This is a genomic window from Thalassotalea fusca (assembly GCF_053485835.1).
In genome coordinates this window covers 248,773-260,839 of the sequence record NZ_JBQRUN010000001.1, presented here as the reverse complement: position 1 = coordinate 260,839, position 12,067 = coordinate 248,773, and the positions used below count along the sequence as shown (strand labels likewise).

The 12,067-nt window shown below is 41.2% G+C and carries 10 protein-coding genes; 3 read left to right on the top strand and 7 right to left on the bottom strand.

Features of this window, described 5'->3' with window-relative positions; all coding sequences use genetic code 11:
- Window positions 1–7: 7 nt before the first annotated feature.
- The 5 genes from ACSLUK_RS01120 to ACSLUK_RS01100 all read right to left on the bottom strand — a co-directional run bounded on the left by ACSLUK_RS01120 (window position 8) and on the right by ACSLUK_RS01100 (window position 6,994).
- Complete coding sequence (locus ACSLUK_RS01120; protein ID WP_448546650.1) at window positions 8–1,354, bottom strand: sodium-dependent transporter; 1,347 nt, start codon at window positions 1,352–1,354, stop codon at window positions 8–10.
- 274 nt (window positions 1,355–1,628) lie between these two features.
- Entirely contained in the window at window positions 1,629–2,933 is a 1,305-nt protein-coding gene (locus ACSLUK_RS01115) for an NAD(P)/FAD-dependent oxidoreductase (protein WP_448546649.1), read from the bottom strand.
- A gap of 246 nt (window positions 2,934–3,179) precedes the next feature.
- On the bottom strand, window positions 3,180–5,228 hold the full coding sequence (locus ACSLUK_RS01110; protein WP_448546648.1) for a protein-disulfide reductase DsbD family protein: 2,049 nt from the start codon (window positions 5,226–5,228) through the stop codon (window positions 3,180–3,182).
- A 33-nt stretch (window positions 5,229–5,261) separates the two neighbouring features.
- Window positions 5,262–6,305, bottom strand: a complete 1,044-nt coding sequence (locus ACSLUK_RS01105; protein WP_448546647.1) for a TlpA family protein disulfide reductase — start codon at window positions 6,303–6,305, stop codon at window positions 5,262–5,264.
- A gap of 80 nt (window positions 6,306–6,385) precedes the next feature.
- Complete coding sequence (locus ACSLUK_RS01100) at window positions 6,386–6,994, bottom strand: FMN-dependent NADH-azoreductase (RefSeq protein WP_448546646.1); 609 nt, start codon at window positions 6,992–6,994, stop codon at window positions 6,386–6,388.
- Between the two features lie 132 nt (window positions 6,995–7,126).
- On the opposite strand from ACSLUK_RS01100, the gene pdxR reads away from it, so the two are divergent.
- Window positions 7,127–8,503 (top strand): MocR-like pyridoxine biosynthesis transcription factor PdxR, encoded by a 1,377-nt coding sequence (gene pdxR, locus ACSLUK_RS01095; protein WP_448546645.1) that lies wholly within the window; start codon window positions 7,127–7,129, stop codon window positions 8,501–8,503.
- Window positions 8,504–8,607: 104 nt separating this feature from the next.
- On the opposite strand, the gene ACSLUK_RS01090 is transcribed toward pdxR, so the two are convergent.
- Window positions 8,608–9,090 (bottom strand): YajQ family cyclic di-GMP-binding protein, encoded by a 483-nt coding sequence (locus ACSLUK_RS01090; protein WP_448546644.1) that lies wholly within the window; start codon window positions 9,088–9,090, stop codon window positions 8,608–8,610.
- Between the two features lie 154 nt (window positions 9,091–9,244).
- Here ACSLUK_RS01090 and ACSLUK_RS01085 point away from each other — a divergent pair, with 154 nt between their 5' ends.
- Window positions 9,245–9,601 carry a VanZ family protein gene (locus tag ACSLUK_RS01085; RefSeq protein ID WP_448546643.1) on the top strand — a complete coding sequence of 119 codons (357 nt, stop codon included), beginning with the start codon at window positions 9,245–9,247 and terminating at the stop codon, window positions 9,599–9,601.
- Window positions 9,598–10,521 (top strand): ketopantoate reductase family protein, encoded by a 924-nt coding sequence (locus tag ACSLUK_RS01080; protein WP_448546642.1) that lies wholly within the window; start codon window positions 9,598–9,600, stop codon window positions 10,519–10,521. Before ACSLUK_RS01085 ends, ACSLUK_RS01080 begins: the two co-directional genes overlap by 4 nt.
- 21 nt (window positions 10,522–10,542) lie before the next feature.
- Here ACSLUK_RS01080 and thiI read toward each other — a convergent pair whose 3' ends face one another.
- On the bottom strand, window positions 10,543–11,997 hold the full coding sequence (gene thiI / locus ACSLUK_RS01075) for a tRNA uracil 4-sulfurtransferase ThiI (RefSeq protein WP_448546641.1): 1,455 nt from the start codon (window positions 11,995–11,997) through the stop codon (window positions 10,543–10,545).
- Window positions 11,998–12,067 lie beyond the last annotated feature (70 nt).

Here is a 12,067-nt window from a genome sequence, read left to right as displayed (position 1 = left end):
TGCCTAACTATAACGAATGCAGGAATACAATTGCTATCGCAGTTGGACAAACAAATTTAGTGTACCAAGGCCAAATTTTCCAGAACAGGCTATGCTCTACGACATCGTTACCATTCTTTATTTCAGCCAAAATTTCGCTTCGATGCCAAATCCAGCCAACGAAAATACAACACAACATAGCGATAATGGGTTGCCCATATTGCGTTGCTAAAATCGCAACAAAATCAAGCATTACACCGATATTTGAGATAATCGCCAAACTAATCAAAAAGATGCCAATACCTATAAGGGTTGTCGCTTTTCCGCGTGTCATATTGTGACGTTCAACAACAAAAGATACAGGCCCTTCAAGCATTGAAATTGACGAGGTAAGCGCAGCAACTGACATAAGAACGAAGAACGCAAACGCAACAAATAATCCGATGCTCCCCATTGAATCAAACAAAGCAGGTAATACGGTAAATACCAGGCTAGAGCCAGAAATTAAGCTTCCGTCTTCGGCAAATATCACCACTCCTTGCGCTTGTGCTACATACATTGCTGGAATAATTAACAAGCCAGCTAAAAACGCAATAGATACATCAATTAATGTTACTTGAGCGCCCAACGTTACTAAGTTTTCTTTCTTAGAAATATATGAACCGTAAATCACCATGACACTGGTGCCAAGTGATAACGAGAAGAACGCCTGACCTAAAGCGCTAATCAATAAATCGGGTTCTAATACACGTGAGATGTCTGGGTTAAGATAGGCGTTAAGACCTTCCGAGGCACCTTCCATCGTCATAACATAGCCGATTAATATCACGAGTAAGCAGATTAACAGCGGCATTAATCGTTTTGACCATTTCTCAATGCCTTGTTCCACACCACTACGTATGATGTAGATCGTCAAGAACATGAAAACCGCGGTAAATAACACATTGCGTATGGTTGACTGTCCAATTACCCATTCTGCAGCACCTGTTGCTCCGGCAACGCTCAGAACAGGTTCAACCGCATACGACATCATCCAACCCGCAATAATTCCGTAAAAGCTTAAGATGAGTGAGGCACATATGATGCCGCCAAAGCCAACAAAAAAGCCAAAACGCTTTTGTCCATTGGTACGTGACATTTTTTGTAATGAAGTCACAGCGTTCGCCTGACCATAGCGACCAATCAATAATTCAGCCATAAACGCCGGATAAGCCAGTGAAAATGCTAAAAACAAATAAACCAGTACAAAAGCAGCACCACCATTGCTGGCAGTCTGCGTTGGGAATCCCCAAATGTTGCCTAATCCTACCGCTGAACCTGCGGCAGCCATGATAAATCCGATACGAGAGCTAAACTCTCCTCTTGACACGCTCATTACTTCTCATCTTTATTATTATAAAAAAACACCTTAATTTACTTAAAACCTAGGCAAATTAACAGAGGGGGATAGTGAATTAGGTAAATAAATAAGAAGGCTTTGGGGTAGAAACTGTAAACAAAATTGGCGAATAACTTTTACGAATCCTTTGCTCATATCGCAAACGGCTCGCATGCCAACGACCTTGATGATAAGAATGTAAGACTAAGCACCATAAAAAAATGGCATGACCAACCGATTGAATCAGTTGGTCATTATGACTTAAATAACCTCAATGAAGTTTCATTTTAGGCCGCACGACTCGTAGTAGTTTTTCAGTGAACCATAGTAAAACAGTCTTGAAGCGGCCATGAATAGCCATCTGGTGCATACGATATAGGCTGGTATACATTAACCGTGCAACTCTTCCTTCGACAAAGAAGTTACCACCAGACAAGTTTCCCATTAAACTCCCTACAGTACTGTAACGCGATAAATTAACCAGTGAACCGTGGTCTCGATAGACAAAGGTTGAAAGCGGTTTACCAGTATTCGTTGCAATCAAGTTATTTAACACAGTATTTGCCATTTGGTGAGCCGATTGTGCGCGAGGCGGAACTTGAACACCCTCATCATCAACAAATGCCGCGCAATCACCAAGTACGTATATTGCTGGGTCAATTGTACTTTGTAGATATGAATTAACCTTTATTTGATTAACTTTATTCAGTTCAAAATCCCCTAATGTTTTGAAAAAATCTGGCGCTTTGATTCCAGCAGCCCAGACCAAAATATTAGCTTGAATTTGCTTTCCGTCTCGAGCAACAAACCCTGATTTTGTTGCTTCAGCTACAGCTGTATTCTCATAAACCTGCACTCCAAGACGCTCCAACTCGCGTTTGGCTGATTGCGCAATACGCTCTGGTAATGCCGGTAATATACGCGGGCCAGCTTCAATTAAATGAACACGTAATCGTTTGCGGGTCATATTCGTGAGACCGTACATTTTGAGCAAATCAGTAACATGATACAGCTCAGCAGACAGCTCAACGCCTGTCGCACCTCCGCCAACAATAGCGATGTCTAATAATTCTGATTCAGACTGACTTTGGTGCAAGCGCGTAAAGTTATCAAGCAATGCATGTTGAAACCGTTCTGCACCACCAATTGAGTCAAGTAAGAAGCAATGTTCAGAAACACCTGGTGTATTGAAGTCGTTGCTGACACTGCCAATTGCAATAACAAGCGTTTTAAATTTAACTTTGCGCTCGGGAATAATGGTGTGTGCTAGCTGGTCATTGAGAGGAGCTAAAGTGAGGGTTTTTCTTTCTCTATCTAACGCACTGAATGTGCCTAACTGAAAGCTATAGTGGTGCTTAGCTGCATGCACTGAGTACACAACACCATCTAAATTAGCGTCAAGTGATCCTGTTGCCACCTCATGTAACAGTGGTTTCCAAATATGAGTGCGATTTTTGTCAATCAGCAATATACTTGCTTGCCGTTTTTTGCCTAATGTATGGCCCAAACGAGTGGCGAGTTCAAGCCCGCCTGCTCCACCGCCAATGATGACGATATCTGCCTCTGTGGTAGTCATATTAAAGCCCTTATAAAAGTTGATATACCCAAAAACACTTAGTTCAATATATTTGGGTATAGCTTGTTGGGGCTACTGACACTAACTAAATCAGACAACTCAGGATTATAACAAAGCTTGTCCTCGCATAAAATGCTTTAATGCCAACACGTTAAAGATCTAACACGGTTAGCTGCGTTACTATCTTATCGAGTGCAAGCTCACCTTCAAAATTAGCCTGATTGCACATTTTTTACATTGAAAAATCTACCTATTAGACAATTCTATGAGTGCATCTGCCGTTAATATTTGCGATAAAACCTCTGGATGGTTGGTGCCTTTCTTATACCATAAGTACAATGGCACGCCTGAGCGATTATGCCGCGATAAATATTCCGTAATATGACTATCGCCATTCGTCCAATCTCCGATCATTACCGCTACATTATTTTTTTCAAAGGATGCTGTAACCTCTGAACGTTCAATAGCCGTTTTCTCATTAACTTTACAAGTCAAGCACCAATCTGCCGTAAAATACAAAAACACATCTTGCTGTCTCCTCAATTGATTCAACGCTTTTTCGTCAAATACATGGCTGGAATAGCTGCTGTATGAATCTGACTCTTTAACTGTTTTCGTATCAGCAACAAAGCTTATCACTGCAACTAAAGGAACTATCGACAACAGCACAGCTGGCAACCAACTCGTTTTATGCTGAGAATGCTGCCAACTTCCTGTTGCCCATAAACCAAATGAAGAGAGCATTAATGCCGCCAAAACAGCGAGTACGTAATCATTATTCGCTTGGCGCATCAAAACCCAGATAAGCCCTAAAACGGTAATAAACATTGGTAAAGCAAGGATTTTTCGTGCAGTCACCATCCATGCACCAGGCTTAGGCAACCGAGTTCTCAGTAACGGTATAAACCCAACCAATAAAAAAGGTAACGCCAACCCAATTCCCAGACCAGCGAAAATCAGAAACGCAACCCCTACTGGTAGCACAAGGGCAGCCCCTAACGCCGTTGCCATGAAAGGCCCTGTACAAGGAGTTGCAACAAAAGCCGCCAAAACTCCCGTCCAAAATTCGCCCACAACGCCTTTCTTATCTTGCAGCGATATGCCTGAAGTTAGTGTACCGACTTCAAATAACCCAGCTAGATTAAAAGCAATAGCACTCATTAATAAAATCAGTACAGAAATGACAGCTGGACTTTGTAATTGAAAAGCCCAACCAACTTGATGACCTAAAGAGCGCAACCCGATGATTAATCCTCCAAGCGCAATGCACACAAGTACAGTGCCTAGTGTATACGCTATGGCGCCTGATCTTGCTTCCTTTTCAGATCCAAGCGTTGAAATACTCAATATTTTGAGACTTAATATGGGAAAGACGCACGGCATAATATTAAGAAGTAAGCCACCGAGAATAGCGCCAAATAGCGCCGTTAGTGCGACTGACCAATGAGTTACGTTTGCCTCATTGCTGTTATTAGTCACCACCTCCAATGCATGCTCAGAAATATTAGCTTCAAATTTCAAAGCTAAATCGTTTTCAAGAACCAATACCCCTTTAAACAATGTAAGCTGTTCACCGCCAAAATCAGTGCGCATATGTAGTACATTATTCTTGTGGCTAAAAACCTGCGCCGAATTATTCGAAAACACATTATTGGTTACGGGGTAAATATGAGCGTTATCGGTATCTATTGCGTTAGGCAGAGGTAAAGTAAGCTTGAACTTACCACCTTCTGTAGAAAACTGGCCTTTCGAGTCTAACGACTTAGGTAACTTTTTACGCCATTGCTTGAACTTAGCTCGGTTTTCGTTGTTGATTTTTCCATCACCAGCTACAAAATCCATTGCTATCGTTTGTTGTTCTGGTAAGCAACTATCGGCATTACAAACCAAATAACTGATATCAAGTTTGATCGATAATTTTTCACCACTGGGAACATCTTCCCCGACCCAAATAGGCACTAACAAGACATATTCACCATGGTAGATATAGTTCATGATATCGCTAGTGATGAGTTGGCTTGGCGCAGGAAATCGAACTTCTCCTACGGTGATATTTTTCGGTAACTGCCAGTCAAAATTAGCAGCAAACCCAGCATCACCAGGATTTTCCCAATAACCATGCCAGCCCTTTTTAGGCGTCATAATCAAGGCTAATTCATACAATTTCCCTGCGGAAGGTTCCGAACTTTCCAATACCGTTGTTATTGAAATTAGTTTGTTATCGCTATCTGGCACCAAAGCCCACGATTGCGATGCGCATAAGTAAATGAACATCCAAACAATAATTCGTACCATACCGCACCTATACCTTTTACAAGATTGAAATTTCTATGACTGAGTTATTGACTTTAATACCGCGTTAAAATTGGCATCCTGAATAGATGCCTTCGACGTAATTTCACCATTAGCGTCAATCAATAATACGGTTGGTAATTGATTGACATTAAACAACTTAAAAAGCTCGCCGTCGTGATCAAAGATAATTGGTCGTGTTGTTTGATAGTTTTGACGATAGTCTTTCAAGTCAGCGATTGACGCCCAAAGGTTTGTTGAAATCGTCAGCCATTGAATAGTTGATGTTTGAGATTGACGTTCAATGAGTTGTCGAACTTCTGTGCACGCTTTTGACACTTCGGGTTTAGTTTCTTCTAAATACCATTCACACCACGGACCAAAAAACACCAATCCAGTGCGATGATCACGGGGTGAATTAAAGGGTAGCGTTAGGTGCTTATTATCAATTGTTGTAAAAGACAGACTGGCAATAGTGTCACCAACTTTATAGCCCGAATCACTATGTTCAACACTTGGACTACGCACTGATTGCGTATTATTAACCTGAACTACGTTTTTAAGTGCCTGATGAAATGCATCGTCATCTTTATGGCCAAAGTAAGAAAAGTTTCCGTTTCTATCAACCAGTAAATGCTGTGGCGTGACGCGCAACTTAAAGGCACGAGCTAAGCTTCCATCGTCAATAACAACCGGCATAGTTAGCTTCATCTTATTGCGAAATGCAGTTACTGATTTTACATTGTCACCAATACCAATGTTCACCGCTATCACTTGCACAGACTCGCCATATTTTTGATAAATCTCCTCAAACCCCTGCATTTGCTGACGGCAAGGTACACACCAAGTTGCCCAAAACTTTATATACACTGGTTTGGTGCCATACACCTTTGATAAATCAATCGTTGCACCATCAATTGTAACCATTGACGTTTGAGGCGCGGCAGTTCCAATAAGTGACTGCCCAGCTGACTTTGCTCTTCGCTCACCCTCAGCTGAATAGTCTTCACCTGCGACATGCACAGAAAAGGTGAAAATTAGCAAGTTTAGTAAGATAACAAGCTGTTTATTGAGTTTCATATCAATTTCCTATGAACAATTTAAAAATTTGATAATTTGCTTGGTGTATTTGTCAACCAATCAAAATAGTTGTTTTTTAGCTAACTCAGATATTTAACCAAGCACTCTTGAATTTGACATTTTAAGGACGAGATTTGCTCTTGGACTTGTGCTGTTTCTAAAGCAGTACCTTGTATAGCAAAGTAGTGGACATCGTTTAGCCCAATAGTTTTTAGGACTTCGGTCATATATGGGGTGAAAAAATCTGGCTGGTACGCCGACTCTCCCATGAATCGCCCACCAGAAGAAATTAGAACCATGACAGGTTTATCGTTGAGTAAGGGCTTTTTACCCGAAGGAGTTATTTCAAATGTTTCTCCTGCCCTGACCACATGATCTACCCAACTTTTTAAACTGGAAGGCAAAAAATAATTATGCATTGGTGCGGCAATTATCACAAAGTCCGCCACCTTTAATGAAGCGATTAATCGCGCTGAAATCGCCACACTTCCTTTACAATCACCAGACAATTCGTCTTCAGCACAAAGTAGCTTGGCATAATGAGTATCAATGTGTGGCAGACTTGTTACATCGACATATTCAGTCTCAACACGTTGACTATTTGATATTTGCTCAACGATAAACTGCGCCAATTGATGGGTGGATGACTTGTCCAACCGAGGACTACATGTCAGAACTAATACATTCATTTTTCACTCTACAGCTTAAGGCTACATTATTGGTTAATCCAACAATGGCTTGTATACTAGCACTAGCGATGGCTCTCAATAAGTACCAAGAACTGACCATTTTTATGGTCCATGCAAGGAAAAACTTATACCATGACTAGAGTTCCTGCGTATAAACAAGTATATCAGCGAATCCACACAGCAATATTGCAGGGTATATTAAAGCCTGGGGAGAAAATTCCTTCTGCTCGTGTACTGTCGAAGGAAATGGGCGTGGCTCGCGGTACAGTGGAAGAAGGCTATGCTATCTTAAAAGCTGAAGGTTATATTGAATCAAAAGGTCAAGCTGGTACAGTCGTTTGTAAACACTTGCTGCCCCCTTCACCGAATAAAAAAACAAAAATTAGTGTTCTCCAACCGGGGTTTTCCCCTGATATTGAAGCGCCCAATGTACTGCCTTTTCAACTTGGTATTCCAGCGCTAGACAACTTCCCTAAACAAGTCTGGTCGAGAATCGTGGCAAAATGTGCCAGAAATCTAAGTCGTGAAGATTTAGCTTACCCCTCAGTCTACGGATTACCTTCTTTGCGGCGAACCATCGCACAGTATTTGCAGTTATCTCGGGGTGTGAAGTGTGATCCCTCTCAAGTTTTTATCACCTCTGGGTATGTAAATTCAATCAATTGGATTTCAAATGCTTTACTAAAAGCGGATGCTAGAATTGCCATTGAAGACCCCGGTTATCCTCTCACCAGAAGAGTTTTGCAACAAAAATTCAGCAATATTATTCCAATTCCCGTTGATGACGAAGGCATAAACTTAGCTACTGAGGTAGATGCCGATGCTGTTATTGTTACACCAACTCATCAAAGTCCGACGTGTGTAGCACTGTCATTACCGCGCAGACAAAAATTGTTAAATTGGGCGAATAAAAAATCCGCTTGGATCATCGAAGATGATTATGACGGTGAGTACCGACATGCAGGGCTACCGCTACCGGCACTAAAAAGTTTAGACGTGGATGATCGCGTCATTTACTCAGGAACCTTTAGCAAAGTGCTTTTTCCGAGTTTGAGAATGGCCTACATCGTTGTACCGGTGCAGCAAGTGAAACAATTTGAAGAAAGTGCTGAGCTCTTTGGTGGAAACATTTCTTCGTTGAATCAAGCCGCTGTTTCGGCATTCATTGAAGGGGGACAACTATCTCGGCATATTCAACGCATGAGAAAACTATATCGAGAGCGTAGAGAACTTACGGCAAGTGTGTTTAAACAAGTACTGGGTGAAAAAGTACTTATTAATAACCAGCCTGGCGGCATGAATATGATAGTACAGTTAAAAGACGTAAGCGTCGGTGATGCAGAACTGTCGAGGCAACTGTTAGCCGCTGGTATATTTGCACATGGGTTATCTCAATGGAGCGCTAAGCCTGTTCCATTTGGGCTAATCCTAAGCTTCACTAACATCCAAAGCCAAGATGAATGCGAAAAGCTCGTGCATAGGATCAAAGACATCGCCTACCCCGATTAGATATCATTCCCTGCGTTGGTTTGCTGCCATATTTTATAGGGCACAATCATAATTCAATGCTATAGCTGCCTTTTTCATAGACAGCTATAGCATCATTTTTTAAATTAGTCTCTGAAGTTTGTAAACTGAAACGATTGCTCTAACTCAGCATCTTTCACTAAGCGCATTACCATTTGTAAGTCATCACGCTTTTTGCCAGTAACACGTACTTGTTCCCCTTGAATAGATGCTTGCACTTTTAGCTTGCTATCTTTGATCAACTTAACAATTTTCTTTGCTACTGGTTGTTCAATGCCTTCTTTAAATGACACATTTACTGTTACGGTTTTACCCGAGTGATCAGGATCACCAACGGCCATCGCCTTAGCATCAATCTTACGTTTAGTTAATTGTGAGCGTAACATATCAACGAGCTGTTTAACCTGAAAGTCACCTTCCGCTTTAATAACAACGTTTGGCTTTTTCCACTCAAAACTTGCTTCAACACCTCTGAAGTCAAAACGAGTATCTAGCTCACGGCTTGCATTTTCAGCTGCATTGCGCACCTCTTCAATATTAATTTCTGAAACGATATCCATTGAAGGCATATTATTTTTTCCTATCTCGTCTTAATAATTTTTTGCATCATAGCAAAAAGGGCGCAAATGAAAAACCACAGAGTCAATTCACGCATTCTTAGCCCTAGAGTTTAGGCCATTAACCATGTAACATAATGGCAATTTTTTAAAACCATCATCGCTCATGAAAAGCCGTAATCACCTACTCTTATTGCTTATCCTTGTAACCGCCCTACTCGTTGCCTTGTTTTTATCTGGTGATTTACGAAAACTGTTTTTTAGAAGTCCGCAAATTGACACCATCGGCCATTTTTTTGGTTTCTTCTTTTTGTCCTGGCTACTGCACAGCGGACTTAAATTTCCGCTAATTCCTTTAAGTATTGCGTTGACAATTTACGCAGGCTTGACCGAAGTCGGGCAATGGTACTTAGGCTTTCGAAATGCCGAATTATCGGACTTTATTGCAGATGTTGTCGGTATCACGGCGTTTGTGTTATTTCGTTGGATCTTATTGATGATTAGACACTCAAAGCCGCTGTGAAGACCCTGATTGTAGGACAAGGTGCTATAGGATTACTCTGGTATAGCCATTTTAAAATAAGCAAACAGCAAGATGTTCAGTTATTGGCATCACCAAGCTTTTATGCCCATAGCGATCAGCAAGACAACCACACGATTGATTTTACCAACGTTCAAAATGAACATTCGCAACTAGCGCTTGCTTTAGCGACACCTGAATTTATCAAGCAATCTCACATCGTTTTAGTTTGTGTTAAAGCGTTCCAACTGAAAGCCACAATTACCGCGCTAGCCCCAAACCTTTCTGAACACGCAATCGTGTTACTCTGCCACAATGGTATGGTAGCAGATAGCGTTATCAATCAAACCTTTGACAAACGCCAACGAGTGATAAGCATGTTGCTTACTCATGGCAGTAAAAAAGAAGATACTCTTGCTATTACTCATACTGGGCTTGGCAAAACAGATATTGGCCTGCTGCAAGGTGAGTTAACGTCTGCGGAACGACAAAAGCTTGTGAGCTATATGTCTAGCGCTTTACCACCGGTTTATTGGCACGATGACATTTCGACAATGCGTTGGCAAAAACTTGCGATTAATTGTGTGATCAATCCCATCTGCGCAATCAACAATAGCCAAAATAAAATCGTACTTGAACAGGTACACCAAGAGAAAGTTGATGCGATTTTACAGGAAATCGTTACCATTGCAGCGCTTCATCAGATATCGCTCGATGTAGATGAATTGAAAAAAAGCGTATTAAACGTTGCTAAGCTGACGGGGGAAAATATTTGTTCTACGTTAGCTGATATAAGGGCGGGTAAACGAAGTGAAATTGCCTATTTGAACGGCTTTGTTCATGCTGAAGGCCAGCGATTTAATGTTGCCACACCGATGAATACAACAATGTGGCAACAAGTAACTCAGCTAAGCCAAAGTTAGTTTCAGCTTAGTGATAGTTGATTAAGGGCGATATACCTTAACGTTTTTAAATCCATTATCGATAAGATACAGTGCCTGTAACTTACTCATCACGCCTTGATCACAATACAAGAAATACTCTTTTGACTGATCTAAGTCACCAAAATGGGTAGCTAGTTTATAAAATGGTAAATGCGTGACTTCAACACCATCTATTTCTAATGGATTTTCGTCTTCTTCTTCAGGACTACGAATGTCGAGAACGATTGCACCTTGGTCGATATCACCAACCATTTCAACCGCATGTATTTCCTCTTCAGACTCTTGACCAATGTCGCGAATATCAAACACACGCGTTTCTTCAACCACTTTGTTTAGAATATCAAAATCAAAGTTACCTTCTTCTGCTTCAACTTTTGAAAGGACCGCTTTAACGGTAGGCTTTTTACTGATTACGCCGCAATACTCAGGAATTGTTTTGGCGAAATCTTCTGTACCAATGTCACGCGCAATATCAATGATGTCCTGCTTATCGTAAGCAGCTAGAGGTCTAAGAATCAACGTGTCGGTTACGCGATCGATCACGTTCAAGTTAGTAAGTGTTTGACTAGACACTTGCCCTAAACTTTCACCTGTTACCAGTGATTGAATGCCTCGTTTCTCAGCGATTTGTGCTGCTGCTCGCATCATCATACGTTTAAGCACAACACCCATTTGGCCATTTTCAACTTTTTCCAAAATCTCAGCTACTACAGGTTCAAAATCAACGGCATAAAATTTTACGCGATGTGAGGCACCAAATTTGTTCCATAAATAGTAGCTGACTTGTTTTACACCGACTTCGTGTGCGCTACCGCCAAGGTTGAAGAAACAGAAATGTGTACGCGCCCCTTTCTTAATCATCTGGTAACTAGCTACACCAGAATCAAAACCACCCGACATTAACGATAAAACATCTTCTTGCGTGGCAATAGGGAATCCACCTAAACCTTTATGACGTTCAGTGATAATGAATACCTGATTGTTTTTGATTTCAAGATGAATAGTAACGTCAGGCTTACGCAGTTGAACACGCGCACTTTCTACATTCTGATTAAGTCCACCACCAACATACTGCTCGGTTTCAAGTGAAGAAAAATCATGCTTGCCTTTGCGCTTTACCCTAACGCAAAATGACTTGTTTTCGATAGTTTTCGCATGTACCGCTAATGTTTTCTCGAAAATGTCATGTAAATCGGTAAATTCGTATTGCTGTACTTCCAAAAACATCGGCACCCCTGGGATACACTTCAATGTTTCGATTAGCGCTAAGCGGTTTTTAGGGTCTTCATTTTTTGTGTTTACTTCAATGCTGTCCCAATTTACCTGTGTAGTTACCTGTTCATCAACACGACGCAAGACGTTCTTGACGTTAGATTCTAAAATCTTGGTAAAACGCTTTCTAACAGGGCGGCTTTTGATCGTAATTTCCGCCTGTAACTTCACTATAAATCTCATAGACAATTAACCCTAAAACAATGTGGCGCGGATTATACACAGATCTCAGGCACATTGGTATGTGTAAGGA